The sequence below is a fragment of the Pseudomonas sp. LY-1 genome (assembly GCF_053502595.1).
The window spans coordinates 2,584,425-2,607,096 of sequence record NZ_CP094353.1 but is presented as its reverse complement, the minus strand read 5'-3'; the positions used below and the strand labels follow the sequence as shown (position 1 = coordinate 2,607,096).

The window sequence follows — 22,672 nt, the reverse complement described above, 5'->3', positions numbered from 1 at the left end:
TGCAAGAAAGCCAACTGGCTATGATCAGGTAACAAACGCATCAATCGTTACCAACATCAATAGTTGAAATTCTTACTATTTTTTTCTCATGCCCCCATGATGGTCCGAACACTACAATAGTGGCCAGGAACGGACCGTACGTACCTGGGGATAGTATAAAGTTTTTAATCTATTGACACCGGGGCTGGACGAAAGAAAAATGATGGATTCGACGTATAATTTATTCTAGGAGTCCATGATTTACAGGAATAGGAGGTTCCTTCGGTGTACATATCTCAAAGCTGTAACCCACTGGCACAGGTATTCTATCGCCCCATCGATGCAGCAATACGTTGGTGCAACTTAATGGCCTACGAGACGCAGATTCTCGAGGTAGCCTGGCGATCACCTACCATGCTCAGGTCTGCCTTCCCACAATGGCCATGTCTGTACGCAAACACTGAGAAAATTTTCGATGCTATTCGTCATGGAGAACTTCCCTACGGCTGCCTCGGCATACAGGTAGCCATTGGGACTCGCGTCGAGTGCACTCAAGTAACCATCCGCCACACTGATCTTAAACTTTGGATGTCTCGCTTTCACCCTGAACAAAAGCCAGCTTTCCTTTTCGATCAACCATTGAACCAGAACGGAACAATCAGCATTGGTACCTACTTGGCTCTACAAGCCGATCGTGATGCTTTGCAACTACAGGTGAGGAGTACAGAAACAGCTTATCAACAACTGTTGAGTGAACTTGAAGCTGTCGGTTTGGAAAAGGAGAACATCGAGCATCTCATCAAAATTAACGGCAAAGTAAGCGACCGAAGTGAGGCCACTTACCTCCACATCATCGGAGCGATGCTCAGTCTACTGCTCGGTCACTCTCCCTCAGGAAAACCTCATTCAGTTTTCCGTTCCCAAGCCGCCATTGTCGACGCACTGACCGCCCATTATGACAAGCTGCCAGGCATATCCAAGCGAAATCTGGATGAGAAATTTGCTGCTGCCAAACGCAGCCTCTCGGAGCGCTAGGGCAGATTGCGCTGCAATCGCTGTAGTTGCAGCGCAATGACGCCAACCCGTTTCAACGATTCAATTCAGGTCACGTCTTATCACGCGCCAATCGACGCCAGGAGTGACCATTATGTCCAGCCAGTCCTTCCCCATCGCTAAGCATCAACCACAAGTCGAACGCCATATTATGCGGCGTGAAGAGGTGGAGCAAAAAACCGGCTTCAAGCGCGCGCACATTTACAGCTTGATGAAGGAGGGCAAATTCCCACAAGCCAAGCGCATTGGATTGCGTGCTGTGGGATGGGACTCAATGGAGATCGAGCGATGGGTCACCGATCGCTTGGCGCAGCAGCGCTGATGTTACGCGCGAGGTGTCGGTGGCTTCCACTAAAGGTGGAACAGGTAAACCCACGGTTGCCGTCAACCTCGATAGCCACGTGTGAGGAGGCTCAATGAAACGAATTACCAAGCGGGTGTTTCTCGCCCGGCCATATTGTTTGACCGGCCTCGACGCCAATAGCATTGGCAAGGATCTCTTCGATGTTAGATAAACTACCCATCGTCGTTCAGCCATCCGATTGGCTGCCCCCTCCGCCGTCCGAAGAGTATTGCACCGTGGTATTTCACCTGCAGGGCGGACGCTCTACCATGGGATCGTTCCTAACAGAACTTTCCAGTCACTTCGAAGATGCGCGGACTCTCAAGATCGTCAAATTCGAGGTCGGGGACCATTTGCGCAACCGGCGCTAACTGAGACTATTCAAATGAAGAAGCTCAGTCAGGAGGAGGTCGCCGACAAACTGCACCAGAACCATTTTCCTCGAGGTCCAGAACTGGAGCGACTCTCCGATCCGGTCGTCGACACTCCCATGCTGGTCACACTGGAGCAGTTACGACCCTACGAACACAACCCACGCTTCATCCGTAATCCGCTTTTTGACGATATTAAAGCCTCCATCCGTGAACGCGGGCTGGATCAACCACCGCCGATTACCCGCCGCCCGGGTGGGACCTATTTCATTATCCGCAACGGCGGTAATACGCGGTTGGCAATTCTCGGCGAGCTGTGGCAGGAAACCCGCGACGAGCGCTTCTTTCGCATTCATTGTCTGTTTCGGCCTTGGAGCAATGAAGTCACCACCCTGCTCGGCCATCTGGCCGAAAGCGATCTGCACGGTCAACTCACCTTCATCGAACGGGCTCTGGCGGTGGCCAAACTCAAAACCATGATCGAATCAGACGGAGCGACACTCTCGCAACGTGAGCTGGCGCGACGTATTGCCGCTGGGGGTTACCCAATTTCACAGTCGCACATCAGCCGGATGCTCGACACCCTCGAACATCTCCTGCCCGCCATTCCACAGACCCTGTATGCCGGATTGGGTAAACCCAAAATTGAACGCTTGATCGCTCTGCGTAGCCAGGCTGAACGAACCTGGAATCGTTACCCAACCGACATCATTTCGTTCCCCGAGTTTTGGCTCGACACCTTGGGGCAATTTGATGCCGATCCCGAATCTTTCCACCTTGAGCAAATCAAGGATGAACTGCTCGAACGCATGAGCCGCCTACTCGGCCAGTCCTACCGCATGTTGGCCTTGGAGTTGAGCTCCACACAACGGCCTGGCGTTGTCAGCACTTCCTTAGAGAACAGCCATCTGCCAAGCATTGATGAAGCCGCAGCAGGACCTCCCTCCTCCGAGTCCCGCCCCCCATCAACTGAAACCGGAACCCGGGCCGAAACAGCGCCAGAGGAGCAGCTCACGCTGCCCGAAACGAATGTCGCATCAGCAGTCAGCCCTCGGTCACGTGTCCAACAAATTCGCGAACAGATTGAACGCGACACTGCCCCCGAACCAGCACCGACCGTCGAAACCTGCATGATCGACGACCTCTGGATCATCGCACCAACACTGGATACCCCCGAGCAGCTGCGTTTAGCCATTGCTGGGCTGGCTCGGGAACTGGCGACCTATGCCGGGTATCCCGAGAGCGTCAGCGATCAGCAGCGCGACTTGGGCTTCGCCCTGAACATCGACCAACTTGATCTTGCAGCGCCCCGCGCGACCGGCGTTCACCTATTGCTCCTGGCCCTGCTGCGCGCTCAAGACAAAGTGAACTGGGAAGATCGTAAGCAATTGCCCTCAGCCTTGTTCGGACAACTGCTATTGGGGGTCTATCAACTCCCGCTGACAGATCGTCCCGCCATGGACGTAGGACTGGAGCGACTGCCCGACAGTCTGTTAATCAAACTGTATCGTCTCATTCGCTTAGCCCGGCGCCTGATCGACTTATCGCTTTCCGCTGAAGTCGATTCACCAAGGGAGGAGCCATGAACCTGTCCTTCAACGTGCTCAACCAGGCCATGCTGACTCAGGTCCTTCACGAGTTGCGCCTGGGTAACCTGCAACGCTGCAAAGCACTCGGGCTGGGTGAGGAGGACATTTACTTATTGCAATCCTTACCGCCTACCACGCTGTCACGCCTAGCCCACGCCACCGTCCCCTGGGTTGAGATCAAAATTGATTCGCCGGTGCTACATCGCTTGATCGACCAGGCCGAACGCGACGAACAGAACGAGCGCCTGATCAACCGAGCGCTCAAGCTCGGTGCCAGCAGTACCATCATGTATCAGTGCTTCGGCTTGGCGCATTCGGAGACCGCCCTGCGCCGACGGCTGCTCAAGATAGAACCCCGTAAGGGCCGGCCCCAGAGCTTGAGCGAAGCGCAGGAACATGCGCTCTGGCAGCGTTGGTGCCAGCTACGCGCTGAGGACGGTGCTGAGGATCAGCTCGACGCCATGATGATGTTGGCGGAGGAGCAACAAATCAGCTTGACCATCGTTTGGCAGCAGATCGACCATTACAGCAACGGAACATGAACACTACCCCTTCCAGTCGCTGGCAACGTGTTCTGCAGCAATGCACCCAACAACTAAGTGAACGTTGGCCCGCACGCCCCACCACTGAACATCCTTCCAACCAGGCCCTGCAGGCGGGCTTTTTGTTCAGTGGCCAATCTAACGAAGTCGTGCCACGTCGACTGCTGCTGGATAGTCGGCTGACGCCATTGGAACGGAATGCCTGGCAAGTATTTCGACTCATGCTGCAAGACCAGGGAGTGGTCACGCCGCGCTATGAAGATCTGCAACCTTACTTGTCGAGCGTGCCCTACGGTGCGTCAGCCTCTCGTGAAACCATCGCTCGCGTTTTGACGATGCTCCGGCTGACCCGCTGGCTCAGCTTGGTAAGTCGTGGCCGCGATCAGCTCAGCGGGCGCCTACAAGGTTCTCTATACGTCCTGCACGATGAACCGTTAACCCCCGCCGAAGCCATGGAGGTGGATCAGGATTACCTGGAGCTAGTCGGACACGCCCTCGATCATGCAACCAAGGCTGTGCGAATTGTCGCTCGGCATGTTTTGGAAGAAATTCGTCAGGACACCGATATCGATTTGGGTCGGCTCCCCACCCGACTCGACAGTTGGGGCGACCATTGGACAAAACAAGGATTGGATCAGACGACCGATGAAGCGTTACACGATTCCGAACTGGGTGGCGACCACCTCGTTCGGAATCGTGCGGGACCCGGTTCGGATTCCGAACCGGGTCCGAGCGCCAATGTTTCCGGCAGCGTTCGGAATCCGAACGCTGCCTGTACTGTATTAAAAGAAAGTATTAGTACGGTACCGCGCGCGACCCCAGCGGTGGATAACCTGCGCTGGCCCGATCCGCTGCAATTGAGTCCAAGCGAACGTCAGGCGGTCACCGTGGCGCTGGGCAAGCTTAAACCAGCGGATCGACAGGCGGTGCTCAACGAAGCAGGGGCGCGATGTGCGGCCGGCGGTATCCGCAAACCCACGGCGTATCTGATGAGCCTGGTCCAGCGGGCGCTGAAAGGCGATTTCCGCCCTTGGGCAGGTCAGGCTGAATCGTTACCCATTGCAGAACCGCCACCCGCTCCCCCGCGCCCACCTAGAAAACAGGGCGAGCCCGCCTCGGCCCTCGCCCAAGCGTGCCTGGACGAACTGCGTCAGCTACGTGGCAAACGCCCTGGACGTCAGTAGATTTGATGCCACTGGCATCACTGAGGAACGTCTCGAAAATCAACCGTCTCGAACCAAATCGAACAGACAGCATTCAGCTTTTCGGATGTCCTTTACCTTCGTCTACCGAAACGTTCCCGTCCAAGCCTATGCGAGGACGACACCATGGCCGATCACTATCAGCTCAACCTTGGCTCACTGCGCAGCAGCATCACCCTGACACTGCACACCCACCACGCCGCCCGAATCTGGCAAGGTCGAACCGCACGCGAAGGCGTCCACTCGATCATGGGTATGGCGGGCTACATCAGCGTCACTAACCTGATCAAACAAGCCGCAGCGCAGGACGATCCTTATGCCGACTGGGCGATCGTGCAGCTCGAAGAAAAATTGATGCAGGCCAAGGCTGGGATGCTGGAACTGACCCAGCAGTTGGACCGGATCAGACAGGACCTGCCGACACAGATCGACATGGGCGATAACCTCAACATCCACCCCGTCACCTTACCCTTGTACATCGGCAGCCAACTGGGGTTTCTCGCCGTCTACCTGCTGACTGACTACGACACGCTGGTGCGGCATACCCTGTTGGCCCATCACACCGCCTTGATCGGTCGTAGGGACATGGAAGCCTGGATCGACGACGGTGCTCATCTGCTGCGCAGCTTGTTTGGCCAGGCGCAGCGTTATCGGCATGCCGGCGTCACCCGTGATGATATGGCAGCGAATAACGCTCGTGCTCTGGCGGCCATGGAGAAGTTTGGACTACCCCCTATGGACATCCTTGAGGGGCATCGCCGCTCCCAGTTCGCGCCACCCATCGTTCGTCATGGTGCTGTGGCAATGGATGGCACTGGCGCGTTGACAGAGGAAGCAGTAGACCCATCTGCGACAGTCGATGAGCCGGAGGACGGAGTATGAAGCCTCTAATCCCGACTCAACCAATGCCCCACGAAACACTCACACCGGATGCCTATCGACAGCTCGAACATTCTGCCTCCCTAAAAAGCCTTTTAAAACCTTTTAAGGGTAAGGGGGAGCTGGAATACCTGGCGCAGGTGGCGAGGGAAACCGAGGCGCAGTTACGTCGTCTGATGGAGGCTGTGGTGCAGCAAGCCGGACAACCGCCTTACTCGTTGCTGGATATTCGATTGGTGCTGCAGAACACCAGTGCGGGCAGCACCTTTTTGCGATGGCGCACCCGCGACTTTGCCCGCATGGGCGTTGCGGCCTGGGAACGCCAGGTCTCCAACAAGGCTTTGCCGCAAGCCGTACGCGAGGGATTGCACCGTTTCGAATGCGAGCGCATTGCACTGAACTTGCAGATGAGCGTGGTGCATTCGCTCTACCGTCAGGCTTCAACCTGCACGATCAAAATGGCGAGCGCCGAACGGCTGCTGCGCCAATTCACACCAGCAGCGGAGATATAACAATGAGTACCTTTTTCGTCGGCGAAGGCAACATCGGCAGTGCGCCAGAGTTCCAGGAGTTCCCGTCAGGCAATGACGAGCCACGGCGCTTGCTGCGCCTGAATGTGTACTTCGACAACCCCGTGCCACGCGATGGCAGCTATGAGGATCGAGGCGGCTATTGGGCGCCGGTCGAGCTCTGGCACCGCGAGGCTGAACACTGGAGCACGCTGTACCAGAAAGGCATGCGCGTGTTGGTAGAGGGCCGCACCGTGCGCGATGAGTGGGAGGACAGTGAAGACAATGCCCGGGTCACCTTCAAGATCGAGGCGCGTCGTGTCGGCATCCTGCCTCATCGCGTGCAGAACGTGGTCATGCGGGAGCGCTCAAGTGAATCAGCCTCGTCTGCGGCTCCCGTCGGGCAGGCTACAGACCAGGCCAGCTCGCCTGCGTCGAAGTCCAAAAAGCGCAGAGGGCAGCCACCATCGGCATGACGGACTTGAGGCATAAAAATTCCGCCTTTGCGTGAAGTCCCCCGGGCTGTCATTACTCGCTGCTCGTGAAGCACTGTCGTCCATGTGACTACAAGGTAGCCGCCTCGCCCCCATTCAAGGTTGCCCTCACCGACTAATATGAGGAACCTGCCATTCAGGTTTCTCATAGCTTGCCACTGCTGTTTCCAACAACGCTGCTCCGAACTCAACCCGGAGCAGTTCTATGCGTCTCTTTCTCTGCGAGAAACCCTCCCAAGGTCGTGACATCGCCAAGGTTCTCGGAGCCAGCCGACGTGGCGATGGTTGCTTGATCGGACGCGAGACAACCGTCACCTGGTGTATCGGTCACCTGCTGGAAACGGCCCCACCTGAAGCCTATGGCGATCAGTACAAAACCTGGTCGCTGGATCATCTACCGATTATTCCCGCGCAGTGGAGGGTTGAGGTCAAACCCAAGACTGTCGCGCAGTTCAAAATCATCAAACACCTGCTCAGCGAAGCTACCACCGTCGTCATCGCCACCGACGCCGATCGCGAAGGTGAAATGATTGCCCGCGAGTTACTAGAGCTCTGCAACTATCGTGGTTCTGTTGAGCGCCTCTGGTTGTCCGCACTCAACGAGGCGTCGATTCGCAAAGCACTGTCCTCGCTGAAGTCTAGTCAGGAGACCTTCCCGCTCTATCACTCAGCCCTCGCCCGCAGCCGCGCCGATTGGCTGATTGGTATGAACCTCAGTCGTTTGTTTACCCTCCTAGGACGGCGGGCGGGCTATGGCGCCGTGCTGTCGGTTGGACGCGTCCAAACGCCCACTTTGCGCTTGGTGGTTGAACGAGACCGCGCGATTGCCAGCTTCGTCTCGGTGCCGTACTGGGTGGTGAATGCGCACCTGTCCTCAATGGGGCAACAACCATTCATCGCATCGTGGATACCACCAAGCTCAGGACGTGACGAAGCCGGTCGCTGCCTGCAGCAGGCGCTCGCAAGTCAAGCCCTCCAAGCGATTTCTAGCAGCAAGACCGCCACCGTAGTCTCGCTGCGGACTGAGCATTTGCGCGAAGCGCCACCCCTGCCCTTCGACCTGAGCACACTGCAAGAAGTCTGTTCACGCAAGTTGGGACTCGGCGCTCAGGAAACGCTGAACATCGCTCAAGCCTTGTATGAAACCCACAAAGCCACCAGCTATCCGCGCAGCGATTGCCGCTATTTGCCAGAGAGCATGTTCAACGAGGTCGCCGCGGTATTCGATGCCCTGCTCAGAATGGACCCCGCGTTACGCCCAGCGCTCGGAAGCATCGATCAATCATTGCGCTCACGAGCATGGAACGATGCCAAGGTCACCGCGCACCACGGCATCATCCCCACCACCGAGCCGGCGAACCTTGGGCGGATGTCTGAACAAGAGCGCCAAGTCTACGAACTGATTCGTAGCCACTACCTCGCGCAATTCCTGCCGCATCACGAGTTTGATCGAACCGAGGTCGAACTGGAGTGCAGCGCCGAGCGTTTGACTGCTGTTGGCAAACAGATCCTCGTCCAAGGCTGGAAAGGCTTACTCTCCGACAACCCCGACGATGATGAACCTAGTCAAAAGTCCCAGGTGTTGCCCGCCCTACAACAGGGTAGGCAGTGCGCAGTGGACGACGTTGAACTCAAATCCATGCGCACCGCTGCGCCCAAATCGCTCACCGAGGGCGATCTGATCAAGGCGATGAAAAACGTCGCCAAGCTGGTCAACGACCCGCGCCTTAAACAGAAACTTCGGGATACCACCGGTATCGGCACGGAAGCCACGCGAGCCGGCATCATCAAGGGCTTGATTGATCGCGGTTACTTGCTGAAGAAAAAACGTGCCTTAATGGCCTCCGCAACGGCCCATACGCTGATCGAAGCGGTACCCGCTGCAGTCGCGGATCCGGGCATGACAGCGATCTGGGAGCAAGCGCTGGATGAAATCGAAGCGGGACGTCTGAGCTTGGATGCATTCGTTGCCAAGCAGGCGCACTGGATTACGCAGCTGATCGCAAACTGCGGAGCGCTTACCTTGTCGGTACCGGTCGAAGCCGGGCCTGTCTGCCCCATTTGCAACGCATCAATGCTTAGGCGGAAGGGTAAATCAGGGCCGTTCTGGTCATGCTCCCACTACCCAGACTGCAAAGGCACTGTGCCGATCAGTAAAGGTATACGTCGTCCATGAGGCACCATTTGGCGCTCACATGAACCTCGGGGGAAGTCATCAGTGCATCATCAACGGCGCCTGATCCTTCTCCAAATCGTCTAGCGGTTGTCCGATTTCACGGGCCAAGGCGATGCCTGTCGCGATCCATATCTGCCCCAGTTCGTTGAACGCTTTCAGGTGAGCAGGATCTTCGTTGAGCCAATGAACAAGGCTATCGAGATGTTCAGGATTATCAGGGCAGTCATGGATCTTGATGAACAGCTCCAGTGTTCGATCCCAGATCAGGTCCATGTCGTGCTCGCGCTGCTCATCCATGCTCAACCTTCCTCCCTTTGGCCCCATCAGACCACTCAGTCTCGCTGGTCACTTCGGCCTCTAATTCCTGGAGGAGTAGATGTCACGTCGCGACAAACAGCTATTTCAGTCAATATAACAACCCTTTAAGTCGATACTCAACCGTTAAGGATGTTCATGTCAATGGGTCTTTGCTCAACCATTCGGGTTGAATTGGAGAGCTCATCACTTGGCACATAAACATCCAACCCAAGCCCAAATTGGGCGCATGATCGCGAAGCACCGCACTCAGCGTAATCTGACCCAGGAAGAGGTGGCTGAACGCCTGGGGATCGGCAGCGAAGCCATTTCGCGCCTTGAGCGGGGTGTGGTGGAGCTTTCCGTGGTCAAGCTGATGCAACTGGCGGACATCTTCGACTGCCGGATGGATGAACTGCTGACGGAGTCGAGCAGTCGCCCCAACGACCAGGGCCAGATGATCGCGGGCCTGCTGAGCGGCCTTCAAGAAAGCGACCGTGCCTTTATCCTGACGACCGTCGAACAGCTGGCCGCTCATCTCAGTAGCAAATAACCGCTTCGCACACTGGCTTGACGTCGTCACACCCGCTCTGCTGTAGTGCCTCAGGATCATCGCTTACGGCGACCCAAGACCGATTCGCTCCGGGTAGCTCGGTCGGACTCTTAGAGTTCGGAGCCTTCTCTTCTGCGGAATTTCATTCCCTCTTTGTGCTCGACCGGATCAATGTGGCGGATGACCACTGTTGCCTCTGCCAGGCAGCAGCGGTCATCCGCTACGGCGATCGCATTCAGTCCCGGAGCCCGCCGGGGAAACACTGGGCACCCTTTGTGCGCGGATGCGTGCCAGCGTATTCCGACCCAGGCCACGATAAGGGTCGGTTGGCGAATCATGGCGCAGTTAAATCAAGTTTTGCGAGGAGCTTGTCGACTGCGTCAGACCGCCTAAGGTGGCTTTTCTATTCCTCGCCTGGCACCCCGCCAGGCCTACTCTTCATTTTCTTCAGTCCATTAATTTCCACTGTATTCCGGCTATAAAAAATCAGCTTGCGGCGTCTTGACGCTTTCCTGTGACAGGCTTATACAAAGGGCGTGGTTCGCTGTCGTTGACAGCCCAGCCCAGGTAGCTTGAACCTTCAAGGCTACGCCACGTTCGTGGTGGTTTACCCAAGTGCGATCAGCATTCGGAAGCTCGCCCGGTTACCGCTTCAGCGGTGATGAATGCTCACTGTCCCCAGATCCGCAAACCACTGCTGCGGATCCTCTTCTGCTGCATCGCTATTTTCCCAGACGCATCGTTCTGATCGTCATCGGCTTACCGGTGACGAGTCGTTCATCGTTCGCCTTCACCTCACTCACCCTGACGGGGCTCACTTCCCCGTTAGGGGCTGTGCGTCGCCGTTTTCCCTTGAAATAGGAGAACCACCATGGCCCACGCCAACCAATCCCAAGAAGCGACCACTTACTTCAATCTGCACACTGCCGGTATCGGCTACCTCAACCGTGTTCGTGAAGTACAAGTCCGCCGCGGTCAGCCGTTCATGGCCTGCGATATCGCGGCTCTGCACGGTGCCACTGATGCGGTCGAGTACACCCGCTTCGACTGCAAAGTCGCTGGAGGCGAAGCTGAACGCTTGATTCGTCTCTATATGGACGCCGTCAGAGCCGAGAAAAAGGTCTTGCTGTCGTTCCGTATCGGCGATCTGTGGATTGACCCATTTCTCTATGAGAAAGGCGATAAACAAGGCCAGCCGGGTGCCAGCCTGAAAGGTCGGCTGCTGTACATCGACTGGATCAAGGTCAACGGCACGTTCGAATACAAAGCGCCTGCCAGGCAGGAGGCAACAGCACCTGCTGAGCAAACGCCAAACAGTGAGCCATCCCCAACGTCGGCTGATGCCGAAGCTGAGGATACCGACAACCCAACAGAGACCAGGATCAAACCTGAATCTGCACCCACTCCCCGCACAGCCCGCCGTGTTGCCACACGCACTGTTCAGTCCGCCTGAACACAATCCCCGATGTTTTACATCAAGGCGCTCAATCGAGCGCCTTTCTTCAATCCGCACAGGAGAACCCACATGGAATCCTTCTGGCTTTGCGACGATTGCCTGTTCGCTGCGGCTTACGAGGACTACAGCACGTTATCGCTCTACTACACGACGGATGAAATCGAGAAACGCATCGCCGGTCTCCATCGCGGGCTGGTTCGGCTAATGCCCGTCAGTGCCGACTTCGACCCCGAAACTGGTCGCGGAATAAAAACCTTCTCCCCCTTGCCCTGCGATGGTTGTGACTCAGACCTGTACGGACAACGCCACCGATTCACTCGGCTGTAAAAAGTGCGTCATCGGCTAATAGCCGCGACTCTATATCCACCTTGGGGACACCACTCCCCACGGGTGTGTACCCCTGAATGTTCGCTTCGGAGGTACCCCATGAGCACCCCACTCACCCTGATTGAAACCTCGGATGTCGAGGCTGATCGTATCGCCCACGAAAACCAGCTGATTGATGAAGCGCTACGTATTCTGGACCGTCGGCTGTTCACCCGCGGCCCTAACCTAACGTCACCTGACGCCGTGGCCTCATACCTAAAACTGCATCTTGCACCACAAGAGCATGAAGTCTTCGGTGTGATTTTTCTCGATGCCCGCCATCGCGTTCTGGCATTCGAGATCCTCTTTCACGGGAGCATCGATGGCGCCAGCGTTTACCCCCGCCAGGTCGTCAAGCGCTCCCTAGCGCATAACGCAGCAGCTGCCATTGTCTGCCACAACCACCCCTCCGGTTGCACGGAACCCAGCCTGGCGGATCGCGCCTTGACCGCACGGTTGAAAGAGGCCTTGGACTTGATTGAAGTGCACTTATTGGATCACTTCATCGTCGGTGAAGGTCGTCCTCTCTCTCTTGCCGAGCATGGCTGGCTTTAACCCCCCCCAAAGGCGTCTACGGACGCCTTATTCATTTCCCTTCTGGAGAATCCTCATGAACCCAACACCCCAACCCTTAGCTCTGCCGGAAACCTCGAATCCATTTGCTCGCGGCTACGACAAACTGCATATCAAACGACTGCTACAGATCACTTACGCAAATGACTGCCCTCCCTGCTTTCGCCCCGTACACGACGCACAAGCCCATCTGCTCGATGATGCGTTAGAACTATTTCCCTGCCTGTTCAATGACGACGTGGCTCTGATCAGCGAGGGTCAGTCCATTCCGGATGAATTGGATGAACGCTTCCAGTCCACCGGGCTGGTACAGCAAGTGATCTATGACGTGACTGGCGAAATGCTCAACGAGCGACATCACGTCGGTGATCTGTACTCCTTGGAAGAAGCCCAAGCCTTGGTCCATCGTTTGAGCTTCGACACAGGACATTACAGCCGAACCTGGGAGCTCAGTACCGTACACCTCACTGACGAAGCGCTGCGTCACTTGGAACGCCGGGTTGGCAATTTTGACTCCAGGCCAACCGGACTGCTGTTTGAACCCTTTGCCCTACCAGACTGCAATGGCGTCGGGTGTAAGCTGATCGGCACGCCCTGGACCGACGATAACTTGGTTAAGATCGAGGGCAATCCTTACTCGTCGTTGAGGCAAGAACAGCTCGACGCCGGTACGCCGGAGGCTTTGGTCAACGTACTGTATCTGGCGGCATTGGCGGATGTGAGGTTGTTGATTTTCGACCCCGACGCTGCCGTCCTGGATGGGCTCGCCATTTATGACGAAATAGCAACGCGTTCTACTTAAACACGACCCGTCTTGAATCAACTTACTCACTGAATCGCTCCTTCACCTCATGTCAGGTTCTGCACTGAATCTGACATGAGGTTTTTTCCATGGAGCGTTTTTTCACGCCTGTCTGCCTGCTGGGTTTGTTGAGTGCCTGCACGGCGCAGATCCCGACCCCATTGCCGACTAGTCCAGAGAATGGCGGTAGTTCCCATCGGGCCCAGCTTTCGAGAAGTACAGCCGAAGAGAGTCACCCGACAGAGCTCCGCTATGGCCGCTATACGCTGATCAGCACCGAGCCCACGGCAGAGCAACGTGATCTTCTCGCTCAAATCATTGACGTGAGCATTCCGACCAACCTGAATCCCTCGGTACAGGAAGCGATGCACTACGTGCTGCAGCGCTCAGGTTATTCGCTCTGCCCTGCTGCCGAACCAGTAAAGATACTGTTTGCCCGGCCTCTGCCCGCCGCCCATCACCGGCTCGGCCCGATCTCACTACGCAACGCGCTACAAGTGCTGGCTGGCCCCGCCTGGCAACTCACGACCGATGAGGTCAGCCGTTCGGTCTGCTTCGAACGGCAAAAAAATGATGCTGCCGTCGTGCGGCTCGCACCCAGCGCGGCCCATCAGCCGGAGGCACGCCCATGAAAGCCACGACGTTTCAAACCCTCATTGTCGGCTCACTTTGCCTGGCGGTCTCCGGGCTGAGTGGTGGTTTGTATAACCAGTATCAACGCGTGACCGAGCTGGAAAATGCGAACGCCCAACGCCTACAGACCCTGGATACCCTGCAACGTGATTCAAGCACCCTCTTGGATGCACAGGAGAAGCTGCAGTACGCACTGAAAGACCTGAAGCAGATGGTCGATTCCGGTGAGCAACAGGCCAATACCCTCGATCCGATGTTGGATCAATGGGCGCAGGAGATACAGGAACTGCGCGATGGTCTGGCAGCCCGTGCTACCGAAGCCGACATGATCGCGCTACGCGCACGACTTGAGCGCGTCGAGCAGCAACTCCTGGACCTCAAAAGTCAGCCACCACTCCCACCACCGACGCACTCCTCGGCCAAGCCGAAAAAAACCGCTCAGCCCAAGCCTGCCCCGCTCCTGCCGCCATTTTCAGTGTTGAGCGTCGAGTACCGCGGTGGGGAGCGCTTTCTGGCTGTCGCACCTCCTGACAGTCGCTCGCTCAATGATATCCAGTTGCTGCACAACGGCGAGCAGTTCGGCACATGGCAACTGAAGGTGCTGGAGCCGAACGCGGCCATCTTCGCGGTGATCAATCACTCAGACCAGACCGTGCACCTTCCTTGAGAAACGATCATGAACAGAGCGCTGCTGCCCGCCGTCGTTTGTCTCGTTTCACTGTTTAGCACGGGCGCTGCGATGAGCAACCCTATCACGGCACCGTCACAGAACCGGGACACACAGTCCATTCCCTTGGAGCGCTCGCACTCTGAACAAGCTGCAAGCTGGGGTCTCACGGAGCAGGAGTGGACACGCTTCGAAAAAATTCAAGCCGGCCCGCGCGGTTTCTGGAGCCCGAGCCTCGACCCATTGACCGCGCTTGGGGTAGAGGCAGAGACCGACCAAGAGCGCCAGCGCTATGCCGAATTGCAGGTAGCGCTGGAAGCCAAACGTGCCGAGCGCGAGTTGGCTTACCAAAACGCCTACACCGCAGCTTGGGCCAAGCTGTTTCCGGGGCTGTTGCCGATTCAGGGTATGGCATCCCCGCCCGCTGCTAGCTCACCGGTAGAGCCCCGCCGTGCTCTGTTTGTCGAAGACCATTGCCCTGCGTGCACCGCTGAAGCGCAGCGTCTGCAAAGCAGTGATACAGCGTTCGATATCTACCTGGTGGGTAGCCATGGTGAGGATGAACATGTCCGTGGCTGGGCGCGGCAAGCAGGCATTGATGCGAGCAAGGTCCAACACCGGCAAATCACCCTGAACCATGATCGCGGGCGCTGGTTCAGCCTGGGAGCCCCGAGACCGTTACCCGTCACATTTCAGCAGGTGAACGGACAATGGCAACGTCTCGATTGATTGCTATTGCGCTCCTGCTGACGGTGCACGCCGTCCGGGCAGACGAACTTCCGCCTCCGGCTTATCAACTGGCAGCGCATGACGCCAACGTCCCTTCCACGGTGTTGTTCGCGATTGCCCTGCAGGAGAGTGGCGCCCGCCTTCGTGGTCGACTGCTGCCCTGGCCCTGGACGCTGAATATTGCCGGTAGCCCTTACCGTTTCGCCAATCATCAGACCGCCTGTCACGCCTTGCTTCAGGCGCTTGCTCGGTATGACGCCAAGCGCGTCGATGCCGGGCTTGGGCAAATCAACCTGGGTTATCACGGACAGCATTTTTCCAGTCCCTGCGAAGCCCTTGAACCCTACCGCAATCTGGCCGTGACTGCCGCGCTGCTGCAAGAACATCACACCGTTACCGGTGATTGGGTGTCAGCTGCTGGCCGCTATCACCGCCCGGCAGGAGGAACGCCGGCCGCGCGTTACCGCGTCGGCTTTTCCCGACAACTCGAACGATTGCAGGTTTCCTCTAAAGAGGGCACACCACCATGAAGCGAATTCCCAGTGCGTATAACTTCGCCATGCTCTTGGCAGCGTTCGCCCAGCCGGTACTGTCGTTTGCAGAAGTTCACACTCGCCCCCAGTTTGAAGCTTCCACGCCGCCAATAAACAACAAGACCCAGCCTGCTCGGGCCATACATGCAGACCTATCTGCATTTGCCGATGAAACCTGGATACTGCCCGTGCGCAGCTCTCACTTGAGCCCAGGCCAAATCACAACTCGCACCCTAGACATGCCGGGCTTGCAGCCATTTTTCCTTGTCGGGGAGGATCCCCAATCGTTGGCTTGGCTGCATCAGCGTGCGACTGAACTGCAAGAAATGGGGGCAGCCGGCCTCGCCGTCGAAGTGACCGATACTGAAGCCCTGGCCCGAATTCGAGCAGCCGCGCCGGGCATCACCATCCTGCCGGTCAACGGGAACGACATCGCCTCTCGCCTGAAAATTAAGCACTACCCTGTCTTAATCACAGCCATCTCACTGGAACAGTGAGTCTGGGTCATGGCCGAGCATGCGATGGAGTCCAAACTCCGGCCCGCAATCGAGCTGTATACCGTGGCGATCTGCGTCGCCGCGGCGGTGTTATGCGTGCATTCGCCCTGGGCCGTGGCGCTGTCACCCGAGATCGGTCTGATTGCGGCTCTGGCCTATGCCCTGTTCGGTTTGATCCGCCTCCGACAAGCCTGGGAGGTGTTGCGCTATCGGCGCAATATCCGCCGGCTGCCTCGCTACGAGCTGACCAGCCGGCAGATTCCGGTGAGCTGCAAACGTCTGTTCATGGGCCGCGGCTTTCGCTGGACCCGCCTGCATACCCAGCGCTTGGTCGAGGCCCAGGATCCGGCCGTCGCTCACTACGTCGACCAACCGACCCGTTACCGCCTGGCACGTGGAGTCGAACGTCGCCTAGAACATGCACCGTTTCCGCTCTCGACACTGGCCCTTGTCACGGCCTGGGACAGCGCCTTTAATCCGCTGCGCCCTTTACCCCCAGTCGGTGGCTCACCGCTGTTGCATGGGGTTGAGCCCGACGAAACGGAAGTCAGTCTGCCGCTGGGTGAACGAGTCGGGCATACCCTCGTGCTGGGCACGACCCGTGTTGGCAAGACGCGGCTCGCCGAGGTGTACATCACCCAAGACATCCATCGCGTTAAACACGAGGTAGTGATCGTCTTCGATCCGAAGGGCGATGCCGATTTGCTCAAGCGCATGTACGTCGAAGCCAAACGTGCCGGTCGGGAGAAAGAGTTTTATGTGTTCCATCTGGGTTGGCCGGAGATCTCCGCCCGCTACAACGCCGTGGGACGTTTCGGGCGCATCTCGGAAGTAGCGTCGCGCATCGCCGGGCAGCTCAGTGGTGAAGGTAACTCGGCGGCGTTTCGCGAGTTCGCCTGGCGTTTCGTCAACATCATCGCCCGCGCCCTGATCGAGTTGGGCCGACGTCCGGACTACCTGCAAATCCAGCGACATGTGGTCAACATCGACGCGCTGTTCATCGAGTACGCCCAGCAGTTTTTCGCCAAGACCGACCCTAAGGCGTGGGAGGTGATCGTCCAGCTCGAAGGCAAACTCACCGAGAAGAACATCCCCCGGCATATGATCGGACGCGAAAAGCGCGTGGTGGCCATCGAGCAGTACCTGGCGGTGAAGCGGGTATTTGATCCCGTAATGGACGGGCTGCGTTCGGCGGTACGCTACGACCGTACTTACTTCGACAAAATCGTTGCCTCGCTACTGCCGCTGCTGGAGAAACTCACCACCGGCAAGACCGCCCAGTTACTGGCTCCCAACTACACCGATTTAGATGACCCGAGGCCGATCTTCGACTGGATGCAGATCATCCGAAAGCGCGGCATCGTTTATGTCGGCCTCGATGCGCTGACCGATGCCGAGGTGGCCGCCGCTGTGGGCAATTCCATGTTCGCCGACTTGGTCTCGGTGGCGGGACACATCTACAAACATGGCATTGACCATGGCCTGCCGCCATCGGGTAGCAACGCTGGCAAGCTGCCGATCAACCTGCACGCTGATGAGTTCAACGAATTGATGGGCGATGAGTTCATCCCGCTGATCAACAAGGGCGGTGGCGCCGGCATCCAGGTAACCGCCTACACCCAGACACTCAGCGATATCGAAGCGCGAATCGGAAACCGCGCCAAGGCCGGCCAGGTGATTGGCAACTTCAACACCTTGCAGATGCTCCGCGTACGCGAGACCGCCACTGCGGAGCTGCTCACCCAGCAGTTGCCCAAGGTCAACGTGCTGACCAGAACCCTGGTATCGGGTGCCACCGACACCTCCGATCCTGAAGCCAATACGGACTTCACTTCCTCCTCTCAGGACCGCGTCAGCAGCACTAGTGTGCCGCTGATCGAGCCAGCGCATACCTGTCCGATCCGTATGGCATTCCGTGCATTGCCGGCGAGCGCCGCTCGAACGCCCAGCAATACCTCGGCAGCCAGAGTCTGATCACAGCAGCTGGCGCAGGTGTCGCTGCCTTGCTCGGGGATGAGCAGAACAACAGCAGTGTGATCAGTTCGGGCGGCAGTACGCTCGGGGTTACCAACAGCAAAGGCAACAGCGCGCTGAATTCAATTCTCAGTGGTGGGGTCAGCGACATCCGCGAGTGGATCAACAAACTGTATGGCGAGACCTTTGCTGCCGTGTACGTGCCACCGGCCGCCCAAGTCGCGCTGCACCTCGACCATGAGATCACCATCGACTACGAGCCCAAGGGCCGGAGCGTTCGCCATGAAAAAGACCATGCTTCTCTGCCTGACCTGGATTAGCCTGTTCTGCTGGGTCTTGGCGGGGTGTTCCACCGAAAAGGAGACGCTTCTGCCCCATGGCGAGCAAACCATGCTGGACATCTGGAACGGTGCCGGTTCGCAAGGCACCCAGCAGCAGCTGCTGGATGCTCGGCAGCAGCTACGCCGCCCGCTGACCCAGACGGATTTCTCCGCTTCTCTCCAAGAGCCGTATACGCGCACGGCGTCGAACGAGATCCACAGCCTGTTCCCTCGCCTGCCCAATCCCGATCTGGTGCTGTACGTGTACCCACATTTGAGTGGAACCGAACAAGCACCCGTGCCGGGTTACTCAACCGTCTTTCCGTTCTACCAACGGGTGCAATACACACTGCCTGGTGAACGACAGGAGGACCTGTAGTGCGTACCCACGATTCGGGCAACAGCACTTCGGCATGGAAAGCCTGGCGCCACCCAGCGCGCCCTCGCGCAACCTTGGCCGATGAAGCCGCACTCTATTCGCACAACCCCAGCTTCACCGACCACCTGCCGTGGGTCGAATACCTCGACACCGAGCAGTGTTTTCTACTGGATGACAATCGCTCGGTGGGGGCGGTGTTCGAATTACTGCCCATCGGCACCGAAGGGCGCGAACCCGATTGGTTGATGGCGGCCCGCGATGCCCTTGAGGATGCCCTGCAGGATAGCTTTGACGAGCTGGATCAAGCGCCGTGGGTGGCGCAGTTTTTCTGCCAGGACGATAACGATTTCACCCCCTACCTGACGCGGCTCACCGATTATATTCAAGACAGCGCGCGAGGCACGGTCTTCACCGAAACGTTTTTGGAACTCAGTCGTCGTCATCTGCAGGCCATCGCCAAGCCGGGAGGTCTGTTCGAGGACAAGTCCGTCACGCGCCTACCCTGGCGCGGCAATAACCGCCGGGTGCGCCTGGTGGTCTATCGCTGGCTTGAGTCTGGCGCTGAGGAGACGGGACTCACCCCTGTGCAATTCCTGCAGCAGGCTTGCGAACGTATTGCGGCTTCGTTGCAGGCGTGCGGCGTGCAATCGGCGCGAGTCGATGGCCACGGTCTGTATGCTTGGTTATTGCCCTGGTTCAATCCGGCACCCAGGCTCACCGATGAAGCACCCGAGGGCTTTTACCAACGTGTTGCCTATCCGGAGCCTGCTGATGGCGAGTCGCTGGAATTACCCTTCGATCACGACTTCGCCGAACGGCTGTTTTTCAACGAACCGCGTTCGGATGTGCAACAGGGACTTTGGTACTTCGATGGGCAACCCCATCGGGTCATCGTGGTGGACAAACTGCGACGCGCACCATCGATTGGGCAACTCACCGGAGAAACCCGTAAGGGTGATGCAACCAATGCCCTATTCGACCAGTTACCCGAAGGCACGGTGATGAGTCTGACCTTGGTGGTCAAGCCGCAGGATGTGCTCGAAGACCAGTTAAACCGATTGGCGCGCAAAGCCATCGGTGAAAACCTGGCCTCGACCCAGACCCGTCAGGATGTCGAAGAGGCTCGTGCGATCATCGGTCGCCAGCACAAGCTATACCGCGGCACCCTGTCGTTCTATGTGCGCGGTCACGATGAACAGCAACTGCACCAGCGCTCGGTCAGCCTGGCCAATGCGCTGTTGGGTGCGGGGCTGCAACCGGTACGCGAAGGCGATGAAGTCGCCGCCTGCAATAGCTACCTGCGTTGGTTGCCGATGGCTTACAACCCGGCCCGCGACACGCGCAACTGGTACACGCGCCTGATGTTCGCCCAGCACTTGGCGAACCTCGTTCCAGTCTGGGGCCGCAGCACCGGTACCGGCCACCCGGGTATCACCCTGTTCAATCGTGGCGGCTCGCCATTGAGCTTCGACCCATTGTCACGCCTGGACCGGGCCATGAACGGTCATTTGTTGTTGTTCGGCCCCACCGGCGCCGGCAAGTCCGCCACCCTGGTAACCCTGCTGATGCAGATCATGGCGGTGTACCGCCCTCGCCTGTTTATCGTCGAGGCTGGCAACTCCTTCGGCTTGCAGGGCGACTACTTCGCGACACAAGGCCTGTCGGTTAACAAGGTCCAATTGAAACCTGGCGCCTCGGTCAGGCTCGCCCCGTTCGCCGATGCCTGGCGTCTGGTCGAGCAACCAGATCAAGTGGCGAGTCTGTCTATCGATGAGTGGGAGGATGAGGCGGTAGCCAGTCGCGAAGACCAGCGCGATGTTCTCGGCGAACTGGAAATCACCGCCCGACTGATGATCACCGGCGGCGAGGCCAAGGAAGAAGCCCGCCTGAGCCGAGCCGACCGAAGCCTGATCCGCGAGTGCATCCTGGATGCGGCGCAGACCTGTGTCGCAGCGGGTCGCCAGGTGCTGACCCGCGACGTTCGCGACGCTTTACTGCGCGTCGCCGCCGACATGCACTTGCCGGAGAAGCGTCGCGAGCGTGCCCAGGAAATGGGCGAGTCCATCGACCTGTTTTGCCAGGGTTTCGAAGGCGAACTGTTTGATCGCGAAGGTACGCCTTGGCCCGAGAGCGATGTGACCATTGTCGATCTGGCCACTTACGCTCGCGAAGGCTACGAGGCACAGATGTCCATCAGCTACATCAGCCTGATGAATACCGTGAACAACCTCGCCGAGCGCGACCAGTACCTGGGGAGGCCAATCATCATGGTCACCGACGAGGGCCATATCATCACCAAAAACCCGCTGCTGGCGCCATTCGTGGTCAAGGGCACGAAGATGTGGCGCAAGCTCGGTACCTGGTTCTGGTTGGCGACGCAAAACCTTGCCGACTTTCCCACGGCTGCGCAAACCATGCTCAACATGATCGAGTGGTGGATCTGTTTGAACATGCCGCCCGCGGAAATCGAAGAGATCGCACGGTTCAAGAAACTCACGCCGGCGCAGAAAGCCTTACTGCTCTCCGCCAGTAAGGAGACGGGAAAATACACTGAGGGGGTCGTGCTATCGAAGAAGCTCGAAACGCTGTTTCGGGTCGTGCCACCTAGCCTCTATCTCGCCCTGGCCATGACGGAACCCGAGGAAAAAGCCGAACGCTGGACACTGATGCAGGAGAACAGCTGTTCAGAGTTGGAAGCGGCTCACCTGGTAGCTGAGCACATTGACCAGGCCCGTGGAATCGGGACGTAAGTATCGATTTTTTAAGCCCAAACAGCATTACATCTGCACAGAGTTGGAGAGCGGTGTTGTGCTGGATATGCCCGAACTATCTGAGTAGATTACTCGTCACCATTCAGCCAGCAGAAGGAGTCGTACATGAATAGAAACGATCTCGTCGAGGCCATAACGAGCTCTGCCGACCTCCCGAAATCCACTGCCGGACGCGCACTGGAAGCCCTTACAACCATCATATCCACTGCATTGAAAAGCGGTGAGAACGTCACCTTGGTTGGTTTTGGTACCTTTGCGGTGAAAGCGCGTGCAGCGCGCGACGGCCGTAACCCTCGAACGGGGCCACCATCAAGATCGCTGCTTCGAAAATTCCTAGCTTCAAAGCCGGTAACTCGCTGAAAGACGCGGTTAACTAGACGCTGGTGGCGATTACCCCATACCAACTCTGCGAGAGCGCTGGCGTTGGGCTTCAGCAGCCGAAACGCTTGCTGAACTCCGGGAGCCGTCCAAGCCATGTGTATGAACCCGTCTTAAACGTCGTTTTTCTCAGCTTTGATTTGGGCAGGGTGACACACTGCTTAGCCGCTGCTGGATTCTCAACAAGAATCCGGTTTCAAAAGCATCTTGACAGTCGCCAACAGGAAAGGTCGTACGTGTTTGCGCCAGTTCCCACCATAGGGGAATCTCGCCGGGCGTATCAAGCCAAGCCTGAGCACATTGCACGCCACGTTCGATCATCGAGGCAAACTCGTTGCCCCAAGGTGTCAGAAGACTTGGGCAACCATCCGCCGCAGGAATTGAAATGTAGTTTTGGTCCATACCCACCCTAGATGTCTGATTTATTGTTAGACGTGGAATCCAACCTCGAAAAGCGTAACGGCACCAAATAAACGCTCGATAACCGAGATGCCAATGGTGAAAACCTGGGTGACAACTGAGCAGGACAAAAAATCAATTAATTGAATGATAACAACTTGCGGAGTTGACAGGCCGATATTAGATGGCGTGCAATCGAAGAAGTAGTTTT

General features: G+C 57.5%; 23 protein-coding genes and 3 pseudogenes. 24 read left to right on the top strand and 2 right to left on the bottom strand.

Annotation, left to right across the window (positions count from 1 at the left end; all coding sequences use genetic code 11):
- The first annotated feature begins 264 nt into the window (after window positions 1-264).
- The 9 genes from MOQ67_RS12100 (at window position 265) to MOQ67_RS12060 (ending at window position 9,137) form a co-directional block, all read left to right on the top strand.
- Window positions 265-1,014: a hypothetical protein gene (locus MOQ67_RS12100; protein ID WP_034113394.1), complete on the top strand. Its 750-nt coding sequence runs from the start codon at window positions 265-267 to the stop codon at window positions 1,012-1,014.
- Between the two features lie 112 nt (window positions 1,015-1,126).
- Complete coding sequence (locus MOQ67_RS12095; protein WP_034113396.1) at window positions 1,127-1,354, top strand: AlpA family transcriptional regulator; 228 nt, start codon at window positions 1,127-1,129, stop codon at window positions 1,352-1,354.
- Between the two features lie 406 nt (window positions 1,355-1,760).
- Window positions 1,761-3,332 carry a ParB family protein gene (locus MOQ67_RS12090; protein ID WP_014338768.1) on the top strand — a complete coding sequence of 524 codons (1,572 nt, stop codon included), beginning with the start codon at window positions 1,761-1,763 and terminating at the stop codon, window positions 3,330-3,332.
- Window positions 3,329-3,877, top strand: coding sequence for a DUF2857 domain-containing protein (locus tag MOQ67_RS12085; protein WP_014338767.1), 549 nt, complete (start codon window positions 3,329-3,331; stop codon window positions 3,875-3,877). The genes MOQ67_RS12090 and MOQ67_RS12085 overlap by 4 nt, the downstream gene beginning before the upstream one ends.
- A complete protein-coding gene (locus tag MOQ67_RS12080) occupies window positions 3,874-5,061 on the top strand; it encodes an STY4528 family pathogenicity island replication protein (RefSeq protein ID WP_014338766.1) in 1,188 nt (395 codons plus the stop codon). Before MOQ67_RS12085 ends, MOQ67_RS12080 begins: the two co-directional genes overlap by 4 nt.
- Before the next feature lie 144 nt (window positions 5,062-5,205).
- A complete protein-coding gene (locus MOQ67_RS12075) occupies window positions 5,206-5,961 on the top strand; it encodes a PFL_4669 family integrating conjugative element protein (protein WP_014338765.1) in 756 nt (251 codons plus the stop codon).
- Entirely contained in the window at window positions 5,958-6,470 is a 513-nt protein-coding gene (locus tag MOQ67_RS12070; protein WP_034113403.1) for a DUF3158 family protein, read from the top strand. The genes MOQ67_RS12075 and MOQ67_RS12070 overlap by 4 nt, the downstream gene beginning before the upstream one ends.
- A 2-nt stretch (window positions 6,471-6,472) precedes the next feature.
- Window positions 6,473-6,943, top strand: a complete 471-nt coding sequence (locus MOQ67_RS12065; protein ID WP_014338763.1) for a single-stranded DNA-binding protein — start codon at window positions 6,473-6,475, stop codon at window positions 6,941-6,943.
- Window positions 6,944-7,166: 223 nt separating this feature from the next.
- A complete protein-coding gene (locus MOQ67_RS12060) occupies window positions 7,167-9,137 on the top strand; it encodes a DNA topoisomerase III (RefSeq protein ID WP_014338762.1) in 1,971 nt (656 codons plus the stop codon).
- Window positions 9,138-9,176: 39 nt separating this feature from the next.
- Here the strand turns inward: MOQ67_RS12060 and MOQ67_RS12055 are convergent, their stop codons facing one another.
- Window positions 9,177-9,434, bottom strand: a complete 258-nt coding sequence (locus tag MOQ67_RS12055) for a hypothetical protein (protein ID WP_014338761.1) — start codon at window positions 9,432-9,434, stop codon at window positions 9,177-9,179.
- A gap of 208 nt (window positions 9,435-9,642) precedes the next feature.
- Between MOQ67_RS12055 and MOQ67_RS12050 the strand changes: the two genes are divergently transcribed.
- The 15 genes and pseudogenes from MOQ67_RS12050 to MOQ67_RS11980 all read left to right on the top strand — a co-directional run bounded on the left by MOQ67_RS12050 (window position 9,643) and on the right by MOQ67_RS11980 (window position 22,061).
- Window positions 9,643-9,984 (top strand): helix-turn-helix domain-containing protein, encoded by a 342-nt coding sequence (locus MOQ67_RS12050; RefSeq protein ID WP_027912505.1) that lies wholly within the window; start codon window positions 9,643-9,645, stop codon window positions 9,982-9,984.
- A gap of 871 nt (window positions 9,985-10,855) precedes the next feature.
- The gene (locus tag MOQ67_RS12045) at window positions 10,856-11,437 is read left to right on the top strand and encodes an STY4534 family ICE replication protein (RefSeq protein ID WP_034113406.1); all 582 of its coding nucleotides are present in this window, start codon (window positions 10,856-10,858) and stop codon (window positions 11,435-11,437) included.
- Between the two features lie 72 nt (window positions 11,438-11,509).
- Window positions 11,510-11,767 carry a hypothetical protein gene (locus tag MOQ67_RS12040; RefSeq protein ID WP_034113409.1) on the top strand — a complete coding sequence of 86 codons (258 nt, stop codon included), beginning with the start codon at window positions 11,510-11,512 and terminating at the stop codon, window positions 11,765-11,767.
- 99 nt (window positions 11,768-11,866) lie between these two features.
- A complete protein-coding gene (gene radC, locus MOQ67_RS12035; protein ID WP_034113411.1) occupies window positions 11,867-12,361 on the top strand; it encodes a RadC family protein in 495 nt (164 codons plus the stop codon).
- A gap of 55 nt (window positions 12,362-12,416) precedes the next feature.
- Window positions 12,417-13,181 (top strand): DUF5983 family protein, encoded by a 765-nt coding sequence (locus MOQ67_RS12030; RefSeq protein ID WP_034113413.1) that lies wholly within the window; start codon window positions 12,417-12,419, stop codon window positions 13,179-13,181.
- A gap of 89 nt (window positions 13,182-13,270) precedes the next feature.
- Window positions 13,271-13,813 carry a PFGI-1 class ICE element type IV pilus protein PilL2 gene (gene pilL2, locus MOQ67_RS12025; RefSeq protein ID WP_448675929.1) on the top strand — a complete coding sequence of 181 codons (543 nt, stop codon included), beginning with the start codon at window positions 13,271-13,273 and terminating at the stop codon, window positions 13,811-13,813.
- The gene (locus MOQ67_RS12020) at window positions 13,810-14,481 is read left to right on the top strand and encodes a chemotaxis protein (protein ID WP_034113416.1); all 672 of its coding nucleotides are present in this window, start codon (window positions 13,810-13,812) and stop codon (window positions 14,479-14,481) included. Before pilL2 ends, MOQ67_RS12020 begins: the two co-directional genes overlap by 4 nt.
- 9 nt (window positions 14,482-14,490) lie before the next feature.
- Window positions 14,491-15,210 carry a TIGR03759 family integrating conjugative element protein gene (locus MOQ67_RS12015; RefSeq protein ID WP_034113418.1) on the top strand — a complete coding sequence of 240 codons (720 nt, stop codon included), beginning with the start codon at window positions 14,491-14,493 and terminating at the stop codon, window positions 15,208-15,210.
- The gene (locus MOQ67_RS12010; protein WP_039588671.1) at window positions 15,192-15,740 is read left to right on the top strand and encodes a hypothetical protein; all 549 of its coding nucleotides are present in this window, start codon (window positions 15,192-15,194) and stop codon (window positions 15,738-15,740) included. The genes MOQ67_RS12015 and MOQ67_RS12010 overlap by 19 nt, the downstream gene beginning before the upstream one ends.
- Window positions 15,737-16,240: an integrating conjugative element protein gene (locus MOQ67_RS12005; protein ID WP_448675928.1), complete on the top strand. Its 504-nt coding sequence runs from the start codon at window positions 15,737-15,739 to the stop codon at window positions 16,238-16,240. Before MOQ67_RS12010 ends, MOQ67_RS12005 begins: the two co-directional genes overlap by 4 nt.
- Window positions 16,241-16,249: 9 nt before the next feature.
- Window positions 16,250-18,130, top strand: a pseudogene (gene traD, locus MOQ67_RS12000) (type IV conjugative transfer system coupling protein TraD); the annotation flags it as partial.
- A pseudogene (locus tag MOQ67_RS11995) lies at window positions 18,130-18,534 on the top strand (TIGR03752 family integrating conjugative element protein); the annotation flags it as partial. The pseudogenes traD and MOQ67_RS11995, both read left to right, overlap by 1 nt.
- Window positions 18,497-18,913, top strand: coding sequence for a TIGR03751 family conjugal transfer lipoprotein (locus tag MOQ67_RS11990; protein WP_034113447.1), 417 nt, complete (start codon window positions 18,497-18,499; stop codon window positions 18,911-18,913). The pseudogene MOQ67_RS11995 and the gene MOQ67_RS11990, both read left to right, overlap by 38 nt.
- Entirely contained in the window at window positions 18,913-21,663 is a 2,751-nt protein-coding gene (locus MOQ67_RS11985; RefSeq protein WP_169886235.1) for a conjugative transfer ATPase, read from the top strand. The genes MOQ67_RS11990 and MOQ67_RS11985 overlap by 1 nt, the downstream gene beginning before the upstream one ends.
- Window positions 21,664-21,789: 126 nt before the next feature.
- Window positions 21,790-22,061: pseudogene (locus MOQ67_RS11980) on the top strand (HU family DNA-binding protein).
- 130 nt (window positions 22,062-22,191) lie between these two features.
- Here the strand turns inward: MOQ67_RS11980 and MOQ67_RS11975 are convergent.
- Window positions 22,192-22,464, bottom strand: a complete 273-nt coding sequence (locus MOQ67_RS11975; protein ID WP_014338735.1) for a LasR-specific antiactivator QslA — start codon at window positions 22,462-22,464, stop codon at window positions 22,192-22,194.
- Window positions 22,465-22,672: the final 208 nt, after the last annotated feature.